The following is a 25,724-nucleotide window of genomic DNA, read 5'->3' as shown; positions in this document are numbered from 1 at the left end:
AGGCATTGACGTTACTGTTGCTTTGTGATTTGTTGTGTTGGGTTCTGTTGGGTGGCTTTGCTGGTTCGAAGCGGTGCGGATGAGGAGTCCAGCGGTGAAGAAGACCTCGACCCGGCTTGCCGACGGTCGTGAGCTGATCTACTACGACTCACGCGACGACACGGTGCGCGACGCGGTGGACCGGCGTCCGCTGGAGCCGACCGTCACCAGCTCCCAGGTGCGCCGCGACCCGCTCCTCGGTGACGCGGTGGCGATCGCCTCGCACCGGCAGGGCCGCACCTACCACCCGCCGGCCGACGAATGCCCCCTGTGCCCCTCCCAGGGCGACCGGCTGAGCGAGATCCCCGACTCCTCGTACGACGTCGTGGTCTTCGAGAATCGTTTCCCCTCCCTCGCCGGCGAATCCGGCCGCTGCGAGGTCGTCTGCTTCACCTCCGACCACGACTCGTCCTTCGCCGATCTGACCGAGGAGCAGGCGGGGCTCGTCCTGGAGGCGTGGACGGACCGGACGGCGGAGCTGTCCCATCTCCCCTCCGTCGAACAGGTCTTCTGTTTCGAGAACCGCGGCGCCGAGATCGGCGTCACCCTCGGTCACCCGCACGGGCAGATCTACGCCTACCCGTTCACCACCCCCCGCACGGCGCTGATGCTGCGCTCCCTGGCCGCGCACAAGGAGGCGACCGGCGGCGGGAACCTCTTCGACGAGGTCGTCGCGCGCGAACTGGCCGAGGGCGAACGGATCGTCCTGGAGACCGAGCACTGGGTGGCCTTCGTGCCGTACGCCGCGCACTGGCCCTACGAGGTCCACCTCTACCCCCGGCGCCGGGTGCCCGACCTGCTCGGCCTCGGCGAGGGCGCACGCACAGAATTCCCCCAGGTCTATCTGGAACTCTTGAAGCGCTTCGACCGGATCTTCGACGGGCCGGGTGGAGAGAAGGAAGGGGCGGGGGAGCCTCCGACGCCGTACATCGCCGCCTGGCACCAGGCGCCGTTCGGCACGCTGGAGGAGTTCGAAGGCGTCAACCGCGACGACTTCGCGCTCCACCTCGAGCTTTTCACCATTCGCCGCACTTCCGGCAAGCTGAAGTTCCTCGCGGGTTCCGAGTCCGGCATGAGTGTGTTCATCAACGACGTGCCGCCGGAGGCCGCGGCTCAGCGACTGCGAGAGGTAGCGAGTACATGAGTGGGAAGTACCTGGTCACCGGTGGCGCCGGATATGTCGGCAGTGTGGTCGCGCAGCACCTGATCGAGGCCGGCCACGAGGTCACCGTCCTCGACAACCTCTCGACCGGCTTCCGCGAGGGCGTCCCCGGCGGGGCCTCCTTCATCGAGGGCGACATCCGCGACGCCGCCAAGTGGCTGGACGCGTCGTACGACGCCGTCCTGCACTTCGCCGCGTTCTCGCAGGTCGGCGAGTCCGTCGTGAAGCCCGAGAAGTACTGGGACAACAACGTCGGCGGCACGATGGCGCTGCTCGCGGCGATGCGCGAGGCGGGCGTGCGCAGACTGGTCTTCTCGTCCACCGCGGCGACGTACGGCGAGCCGGAGACCACCCCCATCGTCGAGACCGCGCCGACCAGGCCCACCAACCCCTACGGCGCCTCCAAGCTCGCCGTCGACCACATGATCACCGGAGAGGCCGCGGCGCACGGACTGGGCGCGGTGTCGCTGCGGTACTTCAACGTGGCGGGCGCCTACGGCGCGCAGGGCGAGCGGCACGACCCCGAGTCGCACCTGATCCCGCTGGTGCTCCAGGTCGCGCAGGGACGCCGCGAGGCGATCTCCGTCTACGGCGACGACTACCCGACGCCGGACGGCACCTGCGTCCGCGACTACATCCACGTCGCGGACCTGGCGGACGCGCATCTGCTGGCGCTGAAGGCCGCCGTTCCGGGTGAACACCTCATCTGCAACCTCGGCAACGGCAACGGCTTCTCGGTCCGCGAGGTCGTCGAGACCGTCCGTCAGGTGACCGGGCACCCGATCCCCGAGGTCATGGCGGAGCGCCGCGCCGGGGACCCGGCCGTACTGGTCGCCTCCGCGGCGACCGCGCGCGAGCGGCTCGGCTGGAACCCGTCCCGCGCGGACCTCGCCGGAATCGTCGCGGACGCGTGGGCGTTCGCGCAGAACATCGCAAGGGAGCAGTAGGTGGGGGTTCGCGAGGGCTTCGAGGAGCTGTACGGCGCCGCGCCCGAGGGCGTCTGGGCGGCGCCCGGCCGGGTCAACCTGATCGGCGAGTACACGGACTTCAACGAGGGGTTCGTGATGCCGCTCGCGCTGCCGCACACGGCGGTCGCCGCGGTGTCGCGTCGCGACGACGGAGTACTGCGGCTGCACTCGGCCGACATCGAGGGACCGGTCGTCGAGCTGCGCGTCGACGACCTGACGCCGCTGACGAACACCAGCTGGGCCGCGTACCCGGCGGGTGTGGTGTGGGCACTGCGCGAGGCCGGGCACGCGGTGACGGGTGCCGACGTCCATCTGGCCTCGACCGTGCCCACGGGGGCCGGACTGTCCTCCTCGGCCGCCCTCGAGGTCGTGACGGCGCTCGCCCTCGACGACCTGTACGAACTCGGGCTCAGCCGGCCCGAGCTGGCCCGCCTCGCGCAGCGCGCCGAGAACGACTTCGTCGGGGTGCCCTGCGGGATCATGGACCAGACGGCGTCGGCATGCTGCACCGAGGGGCACGCGCTGCACCTGGACTGCCGGGACCTGTCGATCCGCCAGGTCCCCTTCGACCTGGCCTCCCAGGGCCTGGAGCTGCTGGTCGTCGACACCCGGGTGAAGCACGCGCTGGGCGACGGGGCGTACGCCGAGCGGCGCGCGGGGTGCGAGGAGGGCGCGCGGCAGCTGGGAGTCTCTCATCTGCGGGACGTCGCCTACGAGGAGCTGGACGCGGCGCTGGCCCGGTTGTCCGACGAGCGGGTGCGCCGGTACGTGCGCCATGTCGTCTCCGACGACCACCGGGTGGAGCGGGTCATCGCGCTGCTGGACGCGGGGGACGTCCGGGCCATCGGGCCGGTGCTCACGGACGGACACGCCTCGCTGCGGGACGATCTGCGGATCTCCTGCGAGGAGCTGGACCTGGTCGTCGCCACGGCGAACGCCGCGGGGGCGCTGGGGGCGCGGATGACGGGGGGTGGCTTCGGGGGCTCGGCGATCCTGCTGGTCGAGTCGGCCGACGTGGACTCCGTCGGCAAGGCGGTGACGGAGGCGTTCGCGGGGGCCGGGTACACCGCGCCGCGGGTGTTCCCGGCGGTCCCTTCGGCGGGCGCACGCCGCCTGCACTGACCCGCCCTTTTTCCGCCCCCGCCGCCCCTACCCGACCCATCCGTCCCTGGGGGCTCCGCCCCCAGACCCCCGCTCCGGCCTGAACGGCCTCGTCCTCAAACGCCGGACGGGCTGGGTATTTCAGCCCGTCCGGCGTTTGAGGACGAGCCCTTCGGGCGAGCGGGGGTCCAGGGGGCGGCAGCCCCTTGGCGGGGTCTGGGGCGGAGCCCCAGGTACGGAATGGGTCGGGTAGGGGCGGCGGGGGCGCAAGAACCCCCGGGTCAGCCCAGGCGCTTGGTCAGCGTGTACTCCGTGGTCCCCGGCGGATAGTCCGGGACCACGCACACCACCTCGTACCCCTGCTTCTTGTAGAACTCGGGAGCCTGGAAGTCCCACGTCTCCAACCGGGCGGCAAGACAGCCGCGCTCCTCCCGCGCCAGACGCTCCCCTTCGGCGAGGAGACGGGAACCGAGACCGGAACCCCGGTGGACGCCGTCCACCCACAGATACGTCACGTGCAGCCATGTCGTCCAGGTGTGCCCGACGAGCCCGCCCGCGAGGTCCCCGGCGGAGTCCAAGGCCCAGACGTGGAGCGGAAGTTCCCGTTCAGCCGGCGTCCCGCGCAGCGCGCGAAGGACGGGAGACGCGGCCGTGTTGGCGTCGAGCAGCCGTTGGCGGAGCAGTTCGCGTCGGCCTTTGTCGACTTCTGTCTCCATACGAAACATACGACTCACCCTAAACGCCCCGGCCAATCAGTTCTGCGAATTACCTTCCGCTCCCGGCCCCCGGCCGTACTCTGATGAACAGCACCGGTGGGGGCCGGTGCTGATCAGGGGGCGAGACAGCCGGGTACGACACCCGGAGTGGGGGTAGCACTTCCAGCACGGCGGCGGCCGTGCGGCTGCGGCGCCCCGTTCTCCGAGCCGGAGACCGGTTCGGGTTCTCTCCGGGTGTCGTACCTGCGCGGGTCGTCCCCCGACAATGGGGTATCCCCTGCTCCTCAGGAGCGTGGGGAAGGGGGTTTCTGTGGTTCGCATCCGAGTCCTGGTCGTCGACGACCACCGCATCTTCGCCGAGTCGCTCGCCGCGGCTCTGGCCGCCGAGCCCGATGTCGACGTGTCCGCCGCCGGCAGCGGTCCCGCCGCGCTGCGCTGCCTGGAACGGGCGGCGGCGGAGGGCCGCAGGTTCGACGTGCTGCTCGTGGACGCCGACCTCGGCGGAAACGTGCCGGGCGCGCGGCCCGCCGTCCCGGTGCAGGAGAGCAACGAGGACGGGCTGGTCGACGGCATCTCGCTGGTCGCGGGTGTCCGTGCGGGTCAGCCCGGCGTGCGCATCGTCGTACTGGCCGAGAAGGACGACCCGCGCCGGGCCGCCCTCGCCCTGCAGGCCGGTGCCTCGGGCTGGGTCGCCAAGGACTGTTCCCTGTCGCGGCTCCTCACCGTCATACGGGGTGTGCTGCGGGACGAGACGCATCTCCCGCCCGCTCTGCTCACCGGTGTGCTGCGGGAGTTGACGGCCGCGCGCAAGCACCGCACCGAGAGCGAGCGGCTGGTGGAGTCGCTGACGCCCCGGGAGCGGGAGGTGCTGCGGTGCATGGTCGCGGGACTGGGGCGCAAGGCCGTCGCCGAGCGGCTGTTCCTCTCGCCGCACACCGTCCGGACCCATATGCAGAACGTGCTCGGGAAGCTGGGCGTGCACTCGACGCTCGCCGCCGTGGCCCTCGCCCGGCGCGCCGGGGTCGGGCCTGTCGACCTAGCCGGGGATGTTGTCGAACGGGGCGGTCAACTGGCGTAGCAGCGAGGCGAGTTCGCCACGCTGGGCCCTGCTGAGTTCTGCCAAGATCGCGCGCTCCTGGTCGAGGAGCCCGGCCAGTGCCTGGTCGGCGCGGTCGCGGCCCTCGTCGGTGAGGCGTACGAGGACGCCCCGGCGGTCGCTCGGATCCGGGAGGCGCTCCACCAGGCCCTTCTGCGTCAGCCGGTCGATGCGGTTCGTCATCGTGCCGGAGGTGACGAGGGTCTGGGTGAGCAGTTGGCCGGGCGAGAGCTGATACGGGGAGCCGGCGCGCCGCAGCGCGGTCAGGACGTCGAACTCCCAGGGCTCCAGGCTGTGCTCGGAGAACGCCAGCCTGCGGGCGCGGTCCAGATGCCGGGCCAGCCTGCTGACCCTGCTGAGTACCTCGAGCGGTTCCACGTCGAGGTCAGGGCGCTCCCGGCGCCACGCTCCGACCAGCCGATCGACCTCGTCCTCCATGACGATCAGTGTAGTGGTTGTGTCGATGTGAAGTCTCTTGATGTGGAGCCTCTCGGTGTCAAGTCATTTGGGAGTGAGTTCCTTGATATCAAGTCTCTTGACGTCGAGATACTTCGATGTGAGGGTGGAGACCTGACCGGACATGCTGTCCGTACGCGACTTCGAGGAGGCCTGCCCATGCCTGCCACCGCCCCCATCTGGGACCCGGGCCAGTACCTGCGTCACGCCGACCACCGCGCACGCCCCTTCGTCGACCTCCTCGCCCGGGTCCCGGAGCTGCCGCGCGACCCGGCCCGCATCGCCGACCTCGGCTGCGGCCCCGGGAACGTGACGGCCGGACTGGCCGAACGCTGGCCCGGCGCGCGGATCACCGGCCTGGACAACTCCCCGGAGATGCTGGCGCGGGCCGAGGCGCACGCGGGCCCCACCCCGGGCGGCGGCCGTCTCGACTTCGCCCCGGCGGACGCCAGGACCTGGACACCCGCCGAACCGTACGACCTGGTGATCAGCAACGCGACCCTCCAGTGGGTGCCCGGACACGTCACCCGCTTCCCCGACTGGGTGGCCGGCCTCGCCCCCGGCGGTACCTTCGCCTTCCAGGTCCCCGGCAACTTCGACGCCCCGAGCCACCGCCTGATGCGCGAACTCGCCCACTCCCCCCGCTGGAAGGACCGCCTGGCCGATTCGCTGCGCCACGACGACGCCGTGCACACCCCGGCCGTCTACCTGGAGCAGCTCACCGCCCTGGGCTGTGCGGCCGACGTCTGGGAGACGACGTATCTGCATCTCCTCCAGGGCGAGGACCCCGTCCTCGACTGGGTGAAGGGAACCGGGCTGCGGCCGGTCCTCACCGAGCTGGGGGCGGACGCGGAGGGCTTCGTCGCCGAGTACCGGGACGCGCTGCGCGAGGCGTACCCGGCCACCGCGCACGGCACCGTGTTCCCCTTCCGCCGTGTCTTCGCCGTCGCGCGGAAGGAGACCTGAGGATGCTCACCGCCCTCGACCACGTCCAGCTCGCCGCCCCGCCGGGGTCGGAGGACCTCCTGCGCCGCTACTACGTCGACGCCCTCGGGATGACCGAGATCCCCAAGCCGCCCGTCCTGGCCGCGCGCGGGGGCTGCTGGTTCCGGGCGGGGGCCGTCCACCTGCACCTGGGGATCGAGGGCGCTCTTGGGGGCGAGGGACCGGAAGGGTTCCGGCCCGCGAAGAAGGCGCATCCCGGGCTGCGGGTCACGGACATCGAGGCGTACGCCGCCCGACTGGAGTCCCACGGGGCCAAGGTCACCTGGGACGACGACCTGCCCGGCCACCGCCGCTTCTACTCGGAGGACCCCGTCGGCAACCGCCTGGAGTTCCTGGAGCCGGTGGTCAGGGCGTACGGCCCGGGTTCATGACGAGGATGCGGATGGTCTCGTCGTCGATGAGGTAGAGGACCCGACAGCCGGCGACGCGGAGACGCCTGATCTGAGGTCCGTAGGGAGTGGAGTTGGCGGGCCGCGGGGCTTCGGCGAGTGCGTCGACGGCTTCGTGGACCGCGGCGAGTCCCGTGGGGTCGTCCTTGAGGAACCGTACTGCCGTGCTCGTGGCATCCGGTTCCCACGTGATGCGGTAGGTCACGGACGCAGCCCCAGGATTCGCCCGACTTCCTCGTGGGGGATGCCTTCTTCCAGCGTGCCCTCGGCCTTGCGCCGCTGATAGTCGGCGACCGCGAGGGCGTCTTCGAGATCCTCTATGACCTGAGGGGAGACGAGGAGCGCGGCCACATGGCCGTGGTCCGTGAGGGCGATGGTCTCCCGGCCGTGGGCCGCCCGGCGGACAAGATCTCCGAGCTGGGAGCGGGCCGCGCTGATCGCAATCTCAGTCATGCGCAGATGATTCCACAAGGTTGATCTTGTGGTCACTGTCGAGTCTCGACCGCCCCCTCAGCTCTTGCGGTGCCCTATCAGGCGGGGCTTCGGCTCCAGGCCGTCCAGGCCGTGCCAGGCCAGGTTCACCAGATGCGCGGCCACCTCGGCCTTGCGGGGCTTGCGGACGTCCAGCCACCACTGCCCGGTCAGCGCGACCATCCCGACCAGCGCCTGCGCGTACAGCGGGGCGAGCTTCGGGTCGAAGCCGCGGCTCTTGAACTCGCGGCCCAGGATGTCCTCCACCTGGGTGGCGATGTCGGAGATGAGCGAGGCGAAGGAACCCGTGGACTGGGGGATGGGGGAGTCGCGGACCAGGATGCGGAAGCCGTCCGTGTACTCCTCGATGTAGTCCAGGAGGGCGAAGGCGGCCTGCTCGCACAGTTCACGCGGATGGCCCGCCGTCAGGGAGCCGGTGACCATGTCCAGCAGCCGGCGCATCTCACGGTCCACCACCACCGCGTACAGGCCCTCCTTGCCGCCGAAGTGCTCGTAGACCACCGGCTTGGAGACGCCCGCCTTGGCCGCGATCTCCTCCACCGACGTGCCCTCGAAGCCCTTCGCGGCGAACAGGGTGCGGCCGATCTCCAGCAGTTGCTGACGGCGCTCGGCACCGGTCATGCGGGTGCGACGCGCACGCCGCGGCTTTTCATTGCTGCCTGGGGTGCTGCTGGAGTCGGTCGCCACGCCGTCAATCATGCCGGGTCGGGGGCTTCCGTCTTGCGCCGGGAGGCGGACCCGTCGGTGTCACGCTTGGAATCGATACGCGAGCGTGACGGCCAGCGCACGTCGTACGCCCAGCCAAGTTGCTCGCACCAACGGATGATCCTGGCCGAGGAGTCGAGCTGGCCGCGCTCCACCCCGTGCCGGGCCGAGGTCGGGTCGGCGTGGTGCAGGTTGTGCCAGGACTCGCCGCAGGACAGCACGGCCAGCCACCACACGTTGCCCGAACGGTCACGCGACTTGAACGGACGCTTGCCCACCGCGTGGCAGATCGAGTTGATCGACCAGGTCACATGGTGCAACAGGGCCACCCGGACGAGTGAGCCCCAGAAGAAGCCGGTGAACGCGCCCCACCAGGACATCGTCGCCAGACCGCCGATCAGGGGCGGCAGCGCGAGCGAGAGCATGGTCCAGTAGATGAACTGACGCGAGATCGCACGAATCGCCGGGTCCTTGATGAGGTCGGGGGCGTACTTCTCCTGCGAGGTCCGCTCCTCATCGAACATCCAGCCGATATGCGCCCACCACAGGCCCTTCATCAGCGCCGGAACGGTCTCGCCGTAACGCCACGGCGAATGCGGGTCGCCCTCCGCGTCGGAGAACTTGTGGTGCTTGCGGTGGTCGGCGACCCAGCGGACCACCGGGCCCTCGACCGCCATCGACCCCGCGATCGCGACCGCGATCCGCAGCGGGCGTTTCGCCTTGAAGGAGCCATGCGTGAAGTAGCGGTGGTAGCCGATCGTCACTCCGTGGCAACCGAGGTAGTAGAAGAAGACCAGGAGGCCGAGATCCAGCCAGCTCACTCCCCAGCCCCAGACCAGCGGTACCGCCGCGAGCAGCGCGAGGAACGGGACGGTGATGAAGAGGAGGAGTGTCAGCTGTTCGAGCGACCCCTTCTTCTCTCCGCCCAGCGTGGCAGGGTGGAGGGAGGGGTCGTCGTTCGCCCCCGGGGCATCGTCGATCACATCCGAGCTCGTGCGCATGGGCGTCCCCTGTGGGATTCGAGGGTGGGGAAGAGTGGCCGGGTACGGGCTCCAGGGTTCTCCCGTCGTCTGACGGGAATCCCTACGCTTCCGTAACCTACGGCATCGTAAGTATGGCAGCGCGCTGCCGAGCGGCAACAGCCCGAGACCCTGCGCGTCCACCTGGACACCTATCCTTGGAGTCGGTCGGACAGCGCGGTCCGTTCTGTTCATTCCCGGATGCCACGTCCCTAAGCGGCACCCGCCGCGCGGTCGTCACCCGGGTTCCCCCCCAGACGAGCTTCAGACGAGCTTCCACACTCTTCAGCCGAGCTTCCACACTGCAAGGAGCCGCACCTGTGAGCAGTGCCGACGACCAGACCACGACGACCAGCAGCGAGCTGCGCGCCGACATCCGGCGCCTGGGTGACCTGCTGGGGGAGACCCTCGTCCGCCAGGAGGGCCCCGAGCTCCTGGAACTGGTCGAGAAGGTCCGCCGCCTGACCCGCGAGGACGGCGAGGCCGCCGCCGAGCTGTTGCGCGGCACCGAGCTGGAGACCGCGGCCAAGCTGGTCCGCGCGTTCTCGACGTACTTCCATCTGGCGAACGTCACCGAGCAGGTGCACCGCGGCCGTGAGCTGCGCGCCAGGCGGGCCGCCGAGGGCGGACTGCTCTCCCGGACCGCCGACCGGCTCAAGGACGCCGACCCGGACCACCTGCGCGAGACGGTCAAGAACCTCAACGTCCGCCCGGTCTTCACCGCCCACCCGACGGAGGCGGCCCGCCGCTCGGTCCTCAACAAGCTGCGCCGTATCGCCGCCCTGCTCGAAACCCCCGTCATCGAGGCCGACCGCCGCCGCTACGACATCCGGCTGGCGGAGAACATCGACCTGGTGTGGCAGACCGACGAGCTGCGCGTGGTCCGCCCCGAACCCGCCGACGAGGCCCGCAACGCCATCTACTACCTGGACGAGCTGCACGCCGGCGCCGTCGGGGACGTACTGGAGGACCTCACCGCCGAACTGGAGCGCGTCGGCGTGAAGGTGCCCGACGAGACCCGGCCGCTCACCTTCGGCACCTGGATCGGCGGCGACCGCGACGGCAACCCGAACGTCACCCCCGACGTCACCTGGGACGTCCTGATCCTCCAGCACGAGCACGGCATCAACGACGCGCTGGAGATGATCGACGAACTGCGCGGCTTCCTGTCGAACTCGATCCGGTACACCGGCGCCACCGAGGAACTGATGGACTCGCTCCGGGCCGACCTGGAGCGGCTGCCGGAGATCAGCCCCCGCTACAAGCGGCTGAACGCCGAGGAGCCCTACCGGCTCAAGGCCACCTGCATCCGCCAGAAGCTGGAGAACACCAAGCAGCGTCTCGCCAGGGGCATCCCGCACGAGGCCGGCCGCGACTACCTCGGCACCGCCGAGCTGCTGCGTGACCTCACCCTGATCCAGAGCTCGCTGCGCGAGCACCGCGGCGCGCTGTTCGCCGACGGCCGCATGAACCGCACCATCCGCACGCTGGCCGCCTTCGGCCTCCAGCTCGCCACCATGGACGTACGCGAACACGCGGACGCCCACCACCACGCCCTCGGCCAGCTCTTCGACCGGCTCGGCGAGGAGTCCTGGCGCTACGCGGACATGCCCCGCGAGTACCGTGCCAGGCTTCTCGCGAAGGAACTGCGTTCCCGGCGTCCGCTGGCCCCGAGCCCGGCACCGGTCGACGCCGCCGGCGCGAAGACCATCGGCGTCTTCCAGACGGTGAAGCGGGCCCTGGAGGTCTTCGGACCCGAGGTCATCGAGTCGTACATCATCTCGATGTGCCAGGGCGCCGACGACGTGTTCGCCGCCGCCGTCCTCGCCCGCGAGGCGGGTCTGCTCGACCTGCACGGCGGCTGGGCGAAGATCGGCATCGTGCCGCTCCTGGAGACCACCGACGAGCTGCGCGCCGCCGACGTGATCCTGGACGACATGCTCGCCGATCCCTCCTACCGGCGCCTCGTGGCGCTGCGCGGAGACGTCCAGGAGGTCATGCTCGGCTACTCGGACTCCTCGAAGTTCGGCGGCATCACGACCTCCCAGTGGGAGATCCACCGCGCCCAGCGACGGCTGCGCGACGTCGCCCACCGGTACGGCGTGCGGCTGCGGCTCTTCCACGGCCGGGGCGGCACCGTCGGCCGTGGCGGCGGCCCCTCCCACGACGCGATCCTCGCGCAGCCCTGGGGCACCCTCGAGGGCGAGATCAAGGTGACCGAGCAGGGCGAGGTCATCTCCGACAAGTACCTCGTGCCCTCGCTGGCCCGGGAGAACCTGGAACTGACGGTCGCCGCCACCCTCCAGGCATCCGCCCTGCACACCGCCCCGCGCCAGTCCGACGAGGCACTGGCCCGCTGGGACGCGGCCATGGACGTCGTCTCCGAGGCCGCCCACTCCGCCTACCGGCGGCTCGTCGAGGACCCGGACCTGCCGACGTACTTCCTCGCCTCCACGCCGGTCGACCAGCTCGCCGACCTGCACCTGGGCTCGCGGCCCTCCCGGCGCCCCGGCTCGGGCGTCTCGCTCGACGGACTGCGCGCCATCCCGTGGGTCTTCGGCTGGACCCAGTCGCGGCAGATCGTGCCGGGCTGGTTCGGTGTCGGCTCGGGTCTGAAGGCCCTGCGCGAGGCCGGCCTCGACACCGTGCTCGACGAGATGCACGAGCAGTGGCACTTCTTCCGCAACTTCCTCTCCAACGTCGAGATGACGCTCGCGAAGACGGACCTGCGGATCGCCCGGCACTACGTCGACACGCTCGTCCCCGACGAGCTGAAGCACGTGTTCGCCACCATCGAGGCCGAGCACCGGCTGACCGTCAGCGAAGTGCTGCGCGTGACGGGCGGTGAACGGCTCCTGGACACCAACCCCGTGCTCCAGCAGACCTTCTCGATCCGCGACGCCTACCTGGACCCGATCTCCTACCTCCAGGTCGCCCTGCTCAAGCGCCAGCGCGACGAGGCCGCGGCCGGCGCGGAACCCGACCCGCTGCTGTCGCGAGCCCTGCTGCTGACCGTCAACGGTGTGGCGGCCGGCCTGCGCAACACCGGCTGATCCCCGGCGGACCGACGGCGGTATCCCCGGCCCGGGGGTACCGCCGTCGGCTCACAGGGCCAGGAACGTCGCCGTCAGCAGCGCGAGCCCCGCGCCCGCCATCACCCAGGCCGACCGGGTGCGCCGCAGACCGCCCGCGACCACCACCGAGGCCAGCAGCAGCGCGCCGCCGAACGGAACCCACGCGTAGAGCAGTCCGGCCGGGCCGCTGCGGACCACGTCACCGCTGCCGGGCTTCACCGTGACCGCGTACGTGCGCCCCTTGCGCACCGCGGCCGACTCCTCGATCGTGACGCGGGTCCGCGCCCGGGAACCCGCCGACACCGGCCGGTACGGCCCCGTGCACCGTTCCTCCGAGCACGCCGTCACGGTCATCGTGCCCTGCTCCCGGCCCCTGCTCAGCATCACGTGCTGTGCCGTGCCCCAGGAGCCCCAGACACCCGCGATCAGGATCAGTGCCGTGACCGTCCCCATCGCCGCGAGCCGCCCGAACCGCAGCGCCGTCTGCGCGTTCTTGCGGGGGTGCTTGTGTGCGGCGGCGGGCATGGCGGCGATCCTTGGCCATGGTCCTGCGTCCGGTCAACTCGGCCGGGGGACAAGTCCACAGTTGTACGAGCAGATCGTTCGCCCCTGGCGGCCGCTCAGGAGTTGTACGTGCCCTGCGCCCGTTCCAGCCCGTCGATGACGAGGCACTCCACCGCGTCCGAGGCCCGGTCCACGAAGTAGCCCAGCTCCTTGCGCTCGGCCGAGGCGAAGTCCTTGAGCACGAAGTCGGCGACCTGCATCCGGCCCGGGGGCCGGCCGATGCCGAAGCGCACCCGGTGGTAGTCGGGACCCATCGCCTTCGTCATGGACTTCAGCCCGTTGTGCCCGTTGTCGCCGCCGCCCAGCTTGAGCCGCAGCACCCCGTAGTCGATGTCCAGCTCGTCGTGGATCGCGACGACATGGGCGAGCGGGACCTTGTAGAAGTCGCGCAGCGCGTTCACCGGGCCGCCGGACAGGTTCATGTACGACATCGGCTTGGCCAGGATCACCCGGCGGTTCGCCGGACCGGGCGGGCCGATGCGGCCCTCGATCACCTGCGCCTGGGCCTTCCCCGCCCGCTTGAAGCTGCCGCCGATCCGTTCCGCCAGCAGATCGGCGACCATGAAGCCCACGTTGTGCCGGTTCATGGCGTACTCGGGGCCGGGATTGCCGAGGCCCACGATCAGCCAGGGGGCGCCTGCGTCCGTCGTCACGTCGGTGTCTCCCATGGGTCCTTGATGCGCCTGTGTCCTGGACAACGCACCGACCGCCGCCCCGGAAGGGAGCGGCGGCCGGCGCATGCGATTCCTGGAGGAATCAGGCCTCGGTGGTCTCGGCCTCGGCGTCCGCCGGGGCCTCCTCCGCCTGGGCGGCGAGGACCTGGAGGACGACCGCGTCCTCGTCGATCGCCAGCGTGGTGCCCTTGGGGAGCGGGATGTCCTTGGCGAGGATGGCCGCGCCGGCCTCCAGGCCCTGGATGGAGACGGTGACCGACTCCGGGATGTGGGTGGCCTCGGCCTCGACCGTCAGCGTGCTGAGCACGTGCTCGAGCAGGTAGGCACCCGGAGCGAGCTCGCCCTCGGTGTGGACGTAGACCTCGACGTTGACCTTCTCGCCGCGCTTCACGAGGAGCAGGTCGACGTGCTCGAGGTAGCCCTTGATGGCGTCACGCTGGACGGCCTTCGGGATCGCGAGCTCGGTCTTGCCCTCGATGTCCAGGGTGAGCAGGACGTTCGGGGTGCGCAGGGCGAGCTGCAGCTCGTGGCCCGGCAGCGCGATGTGGACGGGGTCGGTGCCGTGGCCGTAGACGACCGCGGGAACCTTGCTCTCGCGGCGGATGCGGCGGGCGGCGCCCTTGCCGAACTCGGTGCGGGTCTCGGCGGCGAGCTTGACCTCGGACATGTTCACTCCTCGTAGTAAGGGACCCGAAGGGCCTGGGGATGAGTCACCCGGCCGAACATCGGCCTGCTACGAAGAGCGCGTCGATAACGGACCGCCACACAGAAGTGTGGCCTCCCTCGCCGAGCAACTCGCGCAGTCTACTCGGCGGGAAGGCCACACCCAAAAGGATCTCTACTGCTCCTCGAACAGGCTCGTCACCGAGCCGTCCTCGAAGACCTCACGCACCGCGTTGGCGATCGTCGGCGCGATGGAGAGCACCGTGATCTTGTCCAGTTCCAGCTCGCCCGGGGTCGGCAGGGTGTCCGTGAAGATGAACTCGCTCACCTTGGAGTTCTTCAGACGGTCGGCGGCCGGACCGGAGAGCACACCGTGCGTCGCCGTGACGATGACGTCCTCGGCGCCGTGCGCGAAGAGAGCGTCGGCGGCGGCGCAGATCGTGCCACCCGTGTCGATCATGTCGTCGACGAGGACACAGACGCGGCCCTTCACGTCACCGACGACCTCGTGGACGGTGACCTGGTTGGCGACGTCCTTGTCGCGGCGCTTGTGCACGATCGCCAGCGGCGCGTCCAGACGGTCGCACCAGCGGTCGGCGACGCGCACCCGGCCCGCGTCCGGGGAGACGACGGTGAGCTTCGACCGGTCGACCTTGGCACCCACGTAGTCCGCCAGGATCGGCAGCGCGAAGAGGTGGTCGACCGGGCCGTCGAAGAAGCCCTGGATCTGGTCGGTGTGCAGGTCGACGGTGAGGATGCGGTCGGCGCCCGCCGTCTTCATCAGGTCCGCGATCAGACGTGCCGAGATCGGTTCACGTCCGCGGTGCTTCTTGTCCTGCCGGGCGTAACCGTAGAACGGCACGATGACCGTGATGCTCCGCGCGGACGCCCGCTTCAGGGCGTCGATCATGATCAGCTGCTCCATGATCCACTTGTTGATGGGAGCCGTGTGGCTCTGCATCAGGAAGCAGTCGGCGCCGCGGGCGGACTCCTGGTAGCGGATGTAGATCTCGCCGTTGGCGAAGTCGAAGGCCTTCGTCGGGACTACCCCGACACCCAGCTTGTGGGCGACCTCCTCAGCAAGCTCGGGGTGGGCGCGGCCGGAGAAGAACATCATCTTCTTCTTGCCGGTCGTCTTGATCCCGGTCACAGCACTGTCTCCTCAGAGGTGTCTCAGCTGGATGGTGAGAGGACATCTCCACTGGGCGCGGGAGTCCGTCTCAGCTGGGGGTGCGGGTGCACGGTGCGGGTGTGCACTTATCACGGTACGCCGTGTCAGACGCACCTGTTTCCGGTCAGGCTTCGCCTTCCGGCTCCCGGGAGGCCGCCTCGGCGGCCTTCGCGGCCGCGCTCCCGGGACGCTTGCGGGCCACCCAACCCTCGATATTCCGCTGCTGGCCACGGGCCACGGCGAGCGAACCGGGCGGTACGTCCTTGGTGATGACGGAGCCCGCCGCGGTGTACGCGCCGTCCCCCACCGTGACGGGAGCCACAAACATGTTGTCCGAACCGGTACGGCAGTGGGAGCCCACGGTCGTGTGGTGCTTCTCCTGCCCGTCGTAGTTCACGAAGACGCTGGCGGCACCGATGTTCGAGTGGTCGCCGATCGTCGCGTCGCCCACGTAGGAGAGGTGCGGAACCTTGGTGCCCTCGCCGATCGTGGCGTTCTTCGTCTCGACGTACGTGCCGACCTTGGCCTTGAGGCCGAGGCGGGTGCCGGGGCGCAGGTACGCGAACGGGCCGACGGTGGCTTCGGGGCCGACCTCGGCGGTGTCCGCGACCGTGGTGTCGACCCGCGCCCCTGCCCCCACTGTGGTGTCCTTCAGGCGGCAGTTGGGCCCGACCTCGGCGCCCTCGGCGAGATGCGTGGCGCCCTGCAACTGGGTGCCGGGGTGCACGATCGCGTCCTGCTCGAAGGTGACGGTGACGTCGACCCAGGTCGAGGCCGGGTCGACGACGGTGACGCCGGCGAGCATGGCCCGCTCCAGCAGGCGGTCGTTGAGGGTGCGGCGGGCCGCGGCAAGCTGGACGCGGTTGTTGATCCCGGCGATCTCCCGGTGGTCGGCGGCGACGGAGGCGCCGACCCGGTGCCCGGCCTCGCGCAGGATGCCCAGAACGTCGGTGAGGTACTCCTCGCCCTGGCTGTTGTCGGTCCGCACCTTGCCGAGCGCGTCCGCCAGCAGCTGCCCGTCGAAGGCGAACACCCCGGAGTTGATCTCCCGGATCGCCCGCTGCGACTCGGTGGCGTCCTTGTGCTCGACGATCGCGGTGACGGCGCCGCTGGCCCCGTCCCGGACGATACGGCCGTAGCCGGTGGCGTCGGGGACCTCGGCGGTGAGCACGGTGACGGCGTTGCCGTCGGTGTCATGGGCCGAGGCGAGGCGGCGCAGGGTCTCGCCGCTCAGCAGCGGGGTGTCGCCGCAGACCACGACGACGGTTCCGTCGATGCCGCCGCCGAGCTCTTCGAGGGCCATGCGGACGGCGTGTCCGGTGCCGTTCTGCTCGGCCTGTACGGCGGTGCGGACCGCGGGGTCGGCCGCGGCGAGGTGCGCGGTGACCTGCTCGCGGGCGTGGCCCACGACGACGACCAGGTTCTCCGGCTCCAACGCGCGGGCGGCCGCGAGTACATGGCCCACCAGGGAACGGCCGCACAGTTCGTGCAGGACCTTGGGTGTGGCCGACTTCATACGGGTGCCCTCACCCGCTGCGAGAACGACGACGGCTGCCGGGCGATTGGCGCTCACGGGAATGCCCTTCGGCTACGGATGGCTGGGGTGTGGACAACCGCAGGATACCGGGGCGTATCAGGAGTGACATGAGAGCGGGCCCTGACGGAACTGTCAGGGCCCGAATCGGTCACGGCTCCCCCGCCAGGACTCGAACCCGGACAGATGGCACCAAAAGCCACAGTGCTGCCAATTACACCACGGGGGATCAAGCTCGACTGAACCGGACATTTGGCCAGGTCGCCGAGCGGGCACCCAACACTATGCCGTACCGGGTGCCTTCGACGCGACGGTACTGATGCGAGCGGGCTTCCGGGGTCGAACGGTGAGCGATTCGGCAGTTCGAGGGATACCGGCAGGTTTCGCGTCCGATCGGCAGCGGGTCGTGGTGTGGGGGAGGAGGCGAAACTCACCGGAAAAGGGGCGGGGAGCAAACGTAGGCTGGAGGCATGACCACGACGGGGGAAGAGCACACCGAGGCCGGGACGGGGCCGTGGTGGTGGGTCAGGTGGCGCGGCGCCGTGCTCGACGCGGGCCTCGCGGCGTTGTCGGCGGCCGAGTGCGCGACAGAGGGAATTCCGTTCGCACACGACGCGGGCCTGCCGGCGGCGGTGGGCGCGGTGTTCGGGCTGCTCGCCGGGTCCGTGCTGCTGCTGCGGCGGAAGTGGCCGATCGCCGTCGTGCTGGTGTCGATCGCGATCACGCCCGCGCAGATGGGCTTCGCGATGGGACTCGTCGGGCTGTACACGCTCGCCGCGTCCGAGCTGCCGCGCCGGATCATCGCGGCGCTCGCCGGGATGTCCTTCGCCGGGATGCTGATCGTCACGTTCGTCCGGGCCCATCAGGGCATGGTGCGCGGGGACGTGACCATGGGGGACTGGTTCGTCCCCTTCGTCTCCATCACGACCGCCATCGGCATGACCGCCCCGCCCGTCCTGCTCGGCCTGTACGTGGGGGCACGGCGCCGGCTGATGGAGAGCCTGCGGGAGCGGGCCGACTCGCTGGAGCGGGAGTTGCAGCTGCTGGCCGAGCGGGCCGAGGAGCGGGCGGAGTGGGCGCGCAACGAGGAGCGGACGCGGATCGCGCGGGAGATGCACGACGTGGTCGCGCACCGGGTGTCCCTGATGGTGGTGCACGCGGCGGCTCTTCAGGCCGTGGCCCGGAAGGACCCCGAGAAGGCCGTCCGGAACGCGGCACTGGTCGGCGACATGGGACGGCAGGCGCTGACCGAGCTGCGCGAGATGCTGGGCGTGCTGCGCACGGGCGACGGGCTGGCCTCGCGGCCTCAGCCGGTGCCGCTGGCCGCGGTGGGCATGGCGGCGGCCGCGGCGGCGTCGCGCGCGGCCGACGATCCCGGTGACGGGCCCAGCCTCGCGGAACTGGACGAGCTGGTCGGGCAGTCGGCGGCGGCCGGGATGGTGGTCGCTCTGTCGGTGGAGGGCGATACGCGTCCGTACGCGCCGGAGATCGAACAGACCGCCTACCGGGTCGTCCAGGAGGCGCTGACCAACGTCCACAAACACGCGGCCGGTGCGAAGACGTATGTGCGGCTCGCCCATCGGGTGTCCGAGATCGCCATGCAGGTCGAGAACGAGTGCCCGCCCGAGCCCGGGACGGTGTCCGCCGTGCGGCTTCCCAGCGGGGGCAACGGGCTGCTGGGCATGAAGGAACGTGTTGCCGCGCTCGGCGGGGTGTTCGTCTCCGGTCCCACGGACGCGGGGGGTTTCCGGGTGTCGGCGGTCCTCCCCGCGCAGGCCTGAACGCATCCGCTGCAACCCCGGGTTCCTGGGTGCCGCAGTCCCGAGACCGGGGGCTGCCGCCCCCGACCCCCGCTTCGGCCTGGACGGCCTCGTCCTCAGTCGCCGGACGGGCTGAAAATCTGCCGCCCGGGCCCGCACCCTCAGCCCGTCCGGCGTTTGAGGACGAGGCCTTCGGGCGAAGGGGGGGCCGGCGGGCGCAGCCCCTTGGCGGAGCCCCGGGGCCGGGCCGGGCAGGGGCGGCGGGGGCGAGGAAACCCGGTCAGCCCGCCGTCAGGCGAACCGGTTCCACGCCGGACACGAGGGTCGTCAGGGCCGCGTCGATGTCCGGTCCGAGATACCAGTCACCGGTGTGATCGAGCGCGTAGACCCGCCCCTCACTGTCGATGGCGAGCAGCGCCCGGGACTCGGACTCCTCACCCAGCGGACACACCTCGGCGCCCAGCGCCCGCCCGAGGTCACCCAGGGTGCGCGCCATGTGCAGCCCGTGCAACGGGTCGAAGTGGACCGAGGTCGGGGCGAGCTGCCGACCGGGCCCGGACGGCACGACCCGCAGACCGCCGAACTCCGCCCACGCCTCCACCGCGGCCGGGAACACGGCGTGCCGGTGCCCGGCTGGCGACTCGTATTCCCGCAGTGCGTCGGCCCAGTACTCGGCCTGCTTTATGTCCCAGCGTCCGGGCTGCCACCCCGCGGAGCGGAGCGCGGCGTCCACGGGGACGGAGAAGCGTGTGGTGGAGGTGCGGTCGGCGTGCATCTGCCCTTCGTTCGTCGAGCGACATGGGAGCGGGGGACAAGAAAGTCGGGGACAGGGGATCGGCGGCGCGGCGCGGCGGGGCGGTGGGAGACGAGGGGCGCCGTTCTACGTACGGGTGCGGGGGCGGATGGGTTCAGGCGTCGGCGGACGCCGTCGGATCGACGACACGGACGCCGAAGTGCTCGCTGAGCGCCGTACAGGCACGACAGGGCGCCGCGAAGCTCCCGTGCAGCGGGTCACCGTCCTCGCGGATACGACGCGCGGTGAGCTTGGCCTGCTTGAGGGCCCTGCGCGCCTCGCCGTTGGTCATCGGCTTGCGTGCGGCCCGCTTGCTGCGCGCCGCGTCCAGGCCGGTGATGTGCCGGGAGATCAGGATCGCCTCGGCGCAGCGGCCGGTGAAGCGGTCGCGCTGCGCGCTGGTGAGGGTGTCGAGGAAGTCCTGGACCAAGGGGTGCAGGGCGGGCGGTTGGTCGCCGCGGGCCGCGGTCCCTGTCAGGGTCGCGCCGCGCACGGAGAGGGCGGCGGCGACGGTCGGAAGTATGCCGTCCCGGCGGTGCAGGAGGGTGGGGGCGTGCGGTGCCTCGGAGCCGCTCCAGCCGACGCGCGGGTCCCCGGACGTGCCTGTATGCGTCGCGTTCATGATCGCTCTTCCCTCCCATGCATCCCCCGATGCGGCTACAGACTGCCAAACGGCGTGGCGGGTGGGGAAGCTGGGGCGCGCGACACGCCCGGGCTTCGTCGCACCGTCACGGCCGGGTGACGGCAGGTCACGGAACCGGAGGCCCGGTGACCGGTGTCCTACAACCGCATAGGCTGTCGACATCCGCGATCCATACAGCTATTGAGAACGCCGCAGGGGGCAACAGCCATGACGACAGGTCGGCTCGGGCAGCAAGCCGCGCCGCCGAACGCGGCCTACGCCGGGCAGGTCGTGCACTTCCCGGATCCGGTCCGGGCCGCTCGCCACCCCAGAGGTGTACGGGTCGACGCGCACGGCTACCCCGACTTCTCGGCGTACGCGCGTGCCGCCGCGGAGATCGCCGAACCCCCGGAGGGCTTCGGCGTCGACGAACTGCGCCTGACGGACTACGTGTCCGCGAACGCGGCGCTCGCCGCGACCGGACACGAGCTGTGGGACACGATCCCGCCCGTGGCCACGCCGCACGGCTGGACCTGGCACCACGTGGCCGGTACCCGGCGGCTGGAGCTCGTTCCCGTCGAGGTGAAGGCGCTGCTGCGGCACCACGGTGGCATCGCGACCACGACCGTCGACCACGCCAAGCGCGGGACGCGGCCGTTGCAGGAGACGCGGCCCGCGCACTTCGCGCTGCCGAAGTCCTCGGTCGCGGTGACGGAGCAGCAGGTGCTGGCGGTCGAGGAGGATCTCGGGTACCGGCTGCCGGGCGCCTACCGGTCCTTCCTGAAGGCGGCGGGTGGCTGCGCGCCGGTGGGCGCCGTGCTCGACGCGGAACTCGGACTCCTGCTCGACCAGCCGTTCTTCACGGTGCGCGAAGAGGCCGCCGTCAACGACCTCGTCTACATCAACAAGTGCCTGCGCGACCATCTGACCAAGGACTACCTGTGCGTCGGGTTCGTGCAGGGCGGCCTGCTCGCCGTCAAGGTGAAGGGCGACGCGATCGGGTCGGTGTGGTTCTGCGCGTACGACGACGCCCGCGACCAGGACGCGTGGCCGCCGGCCGAGCGGGTGCAGCGGCTGCTGCTGTCCTGCGGCGCCGACTTCGACCAGTTCCTGTCCCGGCTCGCGGGCAATCCGCCGGAGCTGGAGACGGTGGCGAACCTGATGGTGGACGGCGGCTTCGCGCACGCCGTTCCCGTCTCTTCCGTGTCTTCGGTGGGGGAGTGAACGTCCGATGGTGACCTTCGCGCAGGCGCAGGAGCGCGCGGAAGAGTGGATCAACGGCGATGTGCCCGGGTACCAGCACCGCGAGGTGCGGGTCCGGGAGTTCGAACTCGGCTTCGTCGTCTGGGCGGAGGACCGCGCCGACGGTCCGCGCTCGGACGGCGGCGCGCAGCGGCTCGTCATCGCGCGGGACAGCGGCGAGGCGACGCTCTGGCCCGGACTCCCGGTCGGTGAGGTGATCCGCCGGTACGAGGAGGAGTACGGGGTGCCGGACGGGCCCCCGGAACCGGCGCCGGCGCCTCCGGCCCGGGTCGACCTCAACCAGACGTCGTTCCTGCTGAGTCCGCCGGAGTGGCTGCAGGAGGCCGCGGACAAGCTGGGGATTCCGGACTGGCGCCCGGGGGCGTCCGGGGGGCCGGCCTCCGACGGGGCGGGATCCCGTCCGGCCGCGGCTGCCGCCGCGGCATCGGGCCCGGGGCAGGGCCCGGCTGCCGCGGGCGGTGGTCCGGTGGTCCCGGCGCCGGGTGAGCCGGAGGACGCGGTGCCGCACGCAGGGCCCTTCGGAGCCGGACCGCGCACCGCGCCGGGTCTTCCCGGCGTTTCCGGCGGAGCCACGCCGTGGCCCGCCGCCGCGGCCGATGACGAGCCGGACGCCGGTCCGCAGGACGCCGTGGGAGCGCCGGGGGTGCCCGCGTCGGCGACGCCGTGGGCGGGGACGGACACCAACGCCGACGCGGGCGAGGACCGTTCCGTACCGCTGCCGGCGACGGTGTTCGCACCGCCGCTGACCGACGCCGACGACACCGGCACGCCGCTGCCCGGGGCGATCGCGGACGCCAAGACGGCCCTGATCTCCGGCGGCAGCCAACTTCCGCGCACGGCGGTCGCCCCCGCGCTCGACGACCCCGCACCGGCCCCGCCGTACGGCTATCCGCAGGGTCAGCCGGTGCCCGGCACACCACCTCCCCCTGCGCCGCCCGCCTACGGCTTCCCGCAGGGGCCCGGTGGCGCTCCGGGTACCCCGCCGCCTCCGCCGCCCGGACCTTCCGCTCCCGGCGGTCCGCAGGGCACGCCGTCCGCGGGTGCGCCCGGGTACGGCTACCCGCAGGCGCCGGGCGACGCGCCGAGCTCCCCGCGGCCGCCCGCCGGTCCGGGTGCCCCCGTGGCACCTCCCCGGCCGCTGCCGCCGAACGCCGGTGACATCGCCGACGCCGCGACCAGCAAGGCGCAGCCGCCGCGGGGCGCGCGGGGCGGTGGTCCGAGCACCCCGCCTCCACCGAGCGCCCCGGGTGCGCCGGGCGTACGGCAGGGCAGCGCGCCCGCGCCGTCCGGGCCCGGTGCTCCGGGCACCCCGGCGGGCGGGTACGTGCCCACCCAACTCGTCTCCCAGCTGGGCCCGGGCGGCCCCGGGGGTCCGGCGGCGCCGGGCGTTCCCGGCCCTCCCGGAGCGGCTGCCACGCCCGGCGCCCCGCAGCCTCCGGGCGGGACGCCTCCCGGCGGTGTCCACCATGCCGCGACGATGCTGGCGGGTCCGCCCGCCGGTGGCCCCGGCGCGCCCCAGCCGCCCGGTACCCCTGGTCCCCCAAGTGCTCCCGGGGCTCCGGGCAGTCAGCCCCCGGGCGTGCATCACGCCGCGACGATGCTGGCGGGCCCGCAGTCCGGTGGCCCCGGCGCGCCGCCGCCCCCACCGGTCCCCGGCGCGCCGCAGGTCCCCGGCGTGCCCCACGGCGCACCGCAGCCGATGCCGGGCCAGCCGATGCCTGGCCAGCCGATGCCGGGCCAGCCGATGCCGGGCCAGCCCATGTCCGGCCAGCCGATGGGGGGTCCGGTCCCCGGCCCGCCCGTGCCCCCCGGCCAGCAGCCCCCGGCGTACGGGTACCCCCCGACCGGTCAGCCGACCGTCGGCCCCGGTTACCAGGCCGTCCTGCGCTACCGCGCGCAGGACGGCTCGGAGCAGCAGCTGATCCGGCGTTCGGCGCCGGGCACCCCGCACCCGGAGTGGCAGATGCTGCACGAGCTGCGCGCGATGAACGTGCCGCCGCAGCAAGTGCTGGAGCTGCACACCGAGTTGGAGTCCTGCGAGCTGCCGGGCGCGTACTGCGCGCGGATGATCCGGGAGACCTGGCCGCAGGCACGGATCACGAGCATCGCCCCGTACGGGACGGACCACGCGAGCCGTCAGCAGGGTATGCACGAACTGCTCGCGCACCAGGGCGAGTTGCACCAGGTGGCGGACGGTCCGGCGCGCCCGGCACCGGTGCGGGCGCCGATCCCGCCGGTGCAGCCCGCGCCGCCGGTCCCGCCGGAGGCGATCGGGCACGAGCTGGCGGCGGCGTTCGGGCCGGGCGTGTTCCGGTTCGACCAGGTCGCGGTCTCCCGGCAGGGCGTGCCGAACATCGTGGCGCACACCCTGGTGGTGGCCGGACTCCCGGTCGACATGGGCCCGTTCTTCTGGGCGCAGGCGCAGCCGGGCCGTCCGGTGCCGACGCTCGCCGAGCTGGCGCAGGAGCGCGGGGTGCATCCGGCGCCGGACGCGGGTTCGTACCTGGTCATGGGCAGCGACTTCGGCAAGGCGATCTGTGTCCAGTACGGCACGGCGAACATCGTGGCCGTGCCGGTGGAGGCGGGTCCGGGCGGTGCCCCGGTGCCGCCCCAGTTCGTGAACACGGGTCTGCCCGAGTTCGCGCGCTGCCTGGCGCTGCTCGGCCGGATGTGGCGGCTGCGGTTCGGGCTCAACCAGGAGCAGGCGGGCCGATGGACCGTCGACTTCCAGGCCCAGCTCGCCTCCCTGGACCCGGCGGCGCTCGGCTCGCCGGAGAGCTGGTGGTCGGTTCTGCTGGAACAGATGTGGGACGGCCTGCTGTGACCTCCACCTCCCGCTGAGCGTTGCGGCTTCCGCGCCGAACACCACTCATGGGTTGAACCCGGTTCGCATGACCGGGTTCAACCCATTTTTTACTTCCCTCGACCGGAACGGACGGGCGGAGTGTCGCGTTATGAACACTTACGCCTCATCCATCAGGATATGCGCCACATGATGTCGACGAATCATGTCGCAGGGCGCACATCGGAGAGGGGTTCAGGGATGAGCAGCGCATCGGTGTCGCCGCACGGCTTCCCGGCTGTACGGCGGCGCGGTTACCGTCCCGAGCAGGTCGACGCGTACACCGCCGCCCTCTCGCGGGACCGCGACGCCGCCTGGGAGCGCGCCGCCCGGCTGACCGTCCTGGCCAAGGAGATGGACGGGGAGGCACGGCGGCTGCGCGAGGCCGTGACGCGGCTCGCCCCGCAGACGTACGACACGCTCGGCGAACGCGCCCGCCGGCTCTTCGAACTCGGCGAGGAGGAGGCCACGGCCGTGCGCGAGAGTGCGCGCCACGAGGCCCGGCACGCCGTCGAGGAGGCCGAGGCGGCGGGGCGGCGGGTCCGCGAGGCCGCCCAGGAGTACGCCGACGGGCTGCGCGCCGAGGCCGAGGAGGACGCCCGGCAGCGGCTGCTCGCCGCCCGCGCCGAGGCCGACGACGTACGGATCGCCGCCCGCCGGGAGATCAAGGAGAACCGCGGGGAGGCAGTGGCCGCGCTGCGCGAGGTGCGCCGGCGCACGGAGGGGCTCCTCGCCGAGCACGAGAAGGAGCACGCCGGGCGCCGGGAGGAGGCCGAGCGCGTGGCCGCCGGGCGGGTGGCCGCGTTCGAGGCACACCACGAACAGCGGGTGGCCCGTGCCGAGGCCGCCCTCGCCGAGGCCCGGAGCGACTACGCCCGGGCCGAGGAGTCGGCCCGGCACGGGCAGGAGGACGCGGTGGCGCGGGCCGCCGAACTGATCGCCGAGGCGCGGGTGCGGGAGGAGCGGATCGTCCGCGAGACCGAGCGGGTGCTGCGCGAACACGGCGAGCGCTGGGACGACGTACGGGCCCACATGGACCACGTCCGGTCGAGCCTCATGACCCTGACGGGCCGGGCCCCGGTCGAGTAGCCACGCCGGCACGCCGACCGACACCCCCGTCCCGGCCTGGGGCCCCGTTCCGGCCTGGGGCCCCGTCCCGGTCTGCGGCTCCGTACCGGTCTGCGGCCTGCGACAACGGCTCGCGTCCCGCGACCCGCGGGTCGTGGTTCTGCTCCGGTCTGCGGCCCGCGACAACGGCCTGCGTCTGCGGCGCGCGGCTCGTGGCCTTGCTTTGGCCCGCGGCCCCGCGCGGGGTGGCGGCGTGCGGGCCGGCTTCGGGCCGTGGCTTGCGACGGGGGTCTGCGGCGCACGGCTCGTGGTTCTGCTCCGGCCCGTGACCTCGCGCGGGCCTGCGGCGACGCGACAACGGCCCGCGGCCCCGCGCGGGATGGCGGCGTGCGGGCCGGCTTCGGGCCGTGGCTTGCGACGGGGGTCTGCGGCGCGCGGCTCGTGGCCTTGCTTTGGCCCGCGGCCCCGCGCGGGGTGGCGGCGTGCGGGCCGGCTCGGGCCGTGGCTTGCGACGGGGGTCTGCGGCGCACGGCTCGTGGTTCTGCTCC

Annotated in this window: 24 protein-coding genes and 1 tRNA gene; 11 read left to right on the top strand and 14 right to left on the bottom strand. The window is 71.8% G+C overall.

Features of this window, described 5'->3' with window-relative positions:
* The first annotated feature begins 94 nt into the window (after nt 1–94).
* The 3 genes from galT to galK are packed head-to-tail and all read left to right on the top strand — an operon-like array spanning nt 95 to nt 3,291.
* The gene (gene galT, locus OHB41_RS20420; protein WP_266699661.1) at nt 95–1,183 is read left to right on the top strand and encodes a galactose-1-phosphate uridylyltransferase; all 1,089 of its coding nucleotides are present in this window, start codon (nt 95–97) and stop codon (nt 1,181–1,183) included.
* On the top strand, nt 1,180–2,148 hold the full coding sequence (galE, locus tag OHB41_RS20415) for a UDP-glucose 4-epimerase GalE (protein ID WP_266699660.1): 969 nt from the start codon (nt 1,180–1,182) through the stop codon (nt 2,146–2,148). Before galT ends, galE begins: the two co-directional genes overlap by 4 nt.
* Nucleotides 2,149–3,291: a galactokinase gene (galK, locus tag OHB41_RS20410; protein ID WP_266699659.1), complete on the top strand. Its 1,143-nt coding sequence runs from the start codon at nt 2,149–2,151 to the stop codon at nt 3,289–3,291.
* A gap of 260 nt (nt 3,292–3,551) precedes the next feature.
* Here the strand turns inward: galK and OHB41_RS20405 are convergent, their stop codons facing one another.
* Nucleotides 3,552–3,995, bottom strand: coding sequence for a GNAT family N-acetyltransferase (locus tag OHB41_RS20405; protein WP_266699658.1), 444 nt, complete (start codon nt 3,993–3,995; stop codon nt 3,552–3,554).
* 301 nt (nt 3,996–4,296) lie between these two features.
* On the opposite strand from OHB41_RS20405, the gene OHB41_RS20400 reads away from it, so the two are divergent.
* Nucleotides 4,297–5,064, top strand: a complete 768-nt coding sequence (locus tag OHB41_RS20400) for a LuxR C-terminal-related transcriptional regulator (RefSeq protein WP_153290129.1) — start codon at nt 4,297–4,299, stop codon at nt 5,062–5,064.
* Here the strand turns inward: OHB41_RS20400 and OHB41_RS20395 are convergent.
* Entirely contained in the window at nt 5,023–5,520 is a 498-nt protein-coding gene (locus OHB41_RS20395; protein WP_153290130.1) for a MarR family winged helix-turn-helix transcriptional regulator, read from the bottom strand. The two genes, OHB41_RS20400 and OHB41_RS20395, sit on opposite strands and share 42 nt — an antisense overlap.
* A 177-nt stretch (nt 5,521–5,697) precedes the next feature.
* Between OHB41_RS20395 and OHB41_RS20390 the strand changes: the two genes are divergently transcribed.
* Nucleotides 5,698–6,504, top strand: coding sequence for a trans-aconitate 2-methyltransferase (locus OHB41_RS20390; protein WP_266699657.1), 807 nt, complete (start codon nt 5,698–5,700; stop codon nt 6,502–6,504).
* 2 nt (nt 6,505–6,506) lie between these two features.
* Nucleotides 6,507–6,914, top strand: a complete 408-nt coding sequence (locus tag OHB41_RS20385; RefSeq protein ID WP_266699656.1) for a VOC family protein — start codon at nt 6,507–6,509, stop codon at nt 6,912–6,914.
* Here OHB41_RS20385 and OHB41_RS20380 read toward each other — a convergent pair.
* The 4 genes from OHB41_RS20380 to OHB41_RS20365 are packed head-to-tail and all read right to left on the bottom strand — an operon-like array spanning nt 6,889 to nt 9,130.
* Entirely contained in the window at nt 6,889–7,137 is a 249-nt protein-coding gene (locus OHB41_RS20380) for a type II toxin-antitoxin system RelE family toxin (protein WP_266699655.1), read from the bottom strand. The genes OHB41_RS20385 and OHB41_RS20380 overlap by 26 nt on opposite strands.
* Nucleotides 7,134–7,385, bottom strand: coding sequence for a type II toxin-antitoxin system Phd/YefM family antitoxin (locus OHB41_RS20375; RefSeq protein WP_266699654.1), 252 nt, complete (start codon nt 7,383–7,385; stop codon nt 7,134–7,136). The genes OHB41_RS20380 and OHB41_RS20375 overlap by 4 nt, the downstream gene beginning before the upstream one ends.
* 57 nt (nt 7,386–7,442) lie before the next feature.
* The gene (locus OHB41_RS20370; RefSeq protein ID WP_148008794.1) at nt 7,443–8,123 is read right to left on the bottom strand and encodes a TetR/AcrR family transcriptional regulator; all 681 of its coding nucleotides are present in this window, start codon (nt 8,121–8,123) and stop codon (nt 7,443–7,445) included.
* Complete coding sequence (locus tag OHB41_RS20365) at nt 8,120–9,130, bottom strand: acyl-CoA desaturase (RefSeq protein WP_266699653.1); 1,011 nt, start codon at nt 9,128–9,130, stop codon at nt 8,120–8,122. The genes OHB41_RS20370 and OHB41_RS20365 overlap by 4 nt, the downstream gene beginning before the upstream one ends.
* A 338-nt stretch (nt 9,131–9,468) precedes the next feature.
* On the opposite strand from OHB41_RS20365, the gene ppc reads away from it, so the two are divergent.
* Nucleotides 9,469–12,201, top strand: a complete 2,733-nt coding sequence (gene ppc / locus OHB41_RS20360; protein WP_266699652.1) for a phosphoenolpyruvate carboxylase — start codon at nt 9,469–9,471, stop codon at nt 12,199–12,201.
* A gap of 51 nt (nt 12,202–12,252) precedes the next feature.
* Here ppc and OHB41_RS20355 read toward each other — a convergent pair whose 3' ends face one another.
* The 6 genes from OHB41_RS20355 to OHB41_RS20330 form a co-directional block, all read right to left on the bottom strand.
* Complete coding sequence (locus OHB41_RS20355; RefSeq protein ID WP_266699651.1) at nt 12,253–12,747, bottom strand: hypothetical protein; 495 nt, start codon at nt 12,745–12,747, stop codon at nt 12,253–12,255.
* Between the two features lie 95 nt (nt 12,748–12,842).
* A complete protein-coding gene (pth, locus tag OHB41_RS20350; protein WP_266699650.1) occupies nt 12,843–13,454 on the bottom strand; it encodes an aminoacyl-tRNA hydrolase in 612 nt (203 codons plus the stop codon).
* Between the two features lie 88 nt (nt 13,455–13,542).
* Nucleotides 13,543–14,127 (bottom strand): 50S ribosomal protein L25/general stress protein Ctc, encoded by a 585-nt coding sequence (locus OHB41_RS20345; protein WP_266699649.1) that lies wholly within the window; start codon nt 14,125–14,127, stop codon nt 13,543–13,545.
* A 171-nt stretch (nt 14,128–14,298) separates the two neighbouring features.
* Nucleotides 14,299–15,273 (bottom strand): ribose-phosphate diphosphokinase, encoded by a 975-nt coding sequence (locus tag OHB41_RS20340; protein ID WP_168528515.1) that lies wholly within the window; start codon nt 15,271–15,273, stop codon nt 14,299–14,301.
* Between the two features lie 145 nt (nt 15,274–15,418).
* Nucleotides 15,419–16,867: a bifunctional UDP-N-acetylglucosamine diphosphorylase/glucosamine-1-phosphate N-acetyltransferase GlmU gene (glmU, locus tag OHB41_RS20335; RefSeq protein WP_266699648.1), complete on the bottom strand. Its 1,449-nt coding sequence runs from the start codon at nt 16,865–16,867 to the stop codon at nt 15,419–15,421.
* 118 nt (nt 16,868–16,985) lie between these two features.
* A tRNA-Gln gene (locus OHB41_RS20330) sits at nt 16,986–17,057 on the bottom strand.
* Between the two features lie 241 nt (nt 17,058–17,298).
* Between OHB41_RS20330 and OHB41_RS20325 the strand changes: the two genes are divergently transcribed.
* The gene (locus OHB41_RS20325) at nt 17,299–18,609 is read left to right on the top strand and encodes a sensor histidine kinase (RefSeq protein ID WP_266699647.1); all 1,311 of its coding nucleotides are present in this window, start codon (nt 17,299–17,301) and stop codon (nt 18,607–18,609) included.
* Nucleotides 18,610–18,868: 259 nt separating this feature from the next.
* On the opposite strand, the gene OHB41_RS20320 is transcribed toward OHB41_RS20325, so the two are convergent.
* Nucleotides 18,869–19,363 (bottom strand): SUKH-3 domain-containing protein, encoded by a 495-nt coding sequence (locus tag OHB41_RS20320; RefSeq protein WP_266699646.1) that lies wholly within the window; start codon nt 19,361–19,363, stop codon nt 18,869–18,871.
* 133 nt (nt 19,364–19,496) lie between these two features.
* Entirely contained in the window at nt 19,497–20,003 is a 507-nt protein-coding gene (locus OHB41_RS20315) for a YwqJ-related putative deaminase (RefSeq protein ID WP_266699645.1), read from the bottom strand.
* A 228-nt stretch (nt 20,004–20,231) separates the two neighbouring features.
* Here OHB41_RS20315 and OHB41_RS20310 point away from each other — a divergent pair, with 228 nt between their 5' ends.
* From OHB41_RS20310 to OHB41_RS20300, 3 genes are all read left to right on the top strand, one after another.
* Nucleotides 20,232–21,227 (top strand): SMI1/KNR4 family protein, encoded by a 996-nt coding sequence (locus OHB41_RS20310; protein WP_266699644.1) that lies wholly within the window; start codon nt 20,232–20,234, stop codon nt 21,225–21,227.
* Between the two features lie 7 nt (nt 21,228–21,234).
* Nucleotides 21,235–24,090, top strand: coding sequence for an SUKH-4 family immunity protein (locus OHB41_RS20305; protein WP_266699643.1), 2,856 nt, complete (start codon nt 21,235–21,237; stop codon nt 24,088–24,090).
* Nucleotides 24,091–24,309: 219 nt separating this feature from the next.
* A complete protein-coding gene (locus OHB41_RS20300) occupies nt 24,310–25,197 on the top strand; it encodes a coiled-coil domain-containing protein (RefSeq protein WP_266699642.1) in 888 nt (295 codons plus the stop codon).
* Nucleotides 25,198–25,724: the final 527 nt, after the last annotated feature.

The organism is Streptomyces sp. NBC_01571, from assembly GCF_026339875.1.
In the GTDB taxonomy this organism is placed as follows: domain Bacteria; phylum Actinomycetota; class Actinomycetes; order Streptomycetales; family Streptomycetaceae; genus Streptomyces.
Note: the sequence above shows the minus strand (reverse complement) of the source record. Positions and strands in the feature narration are given on the sequence as shown.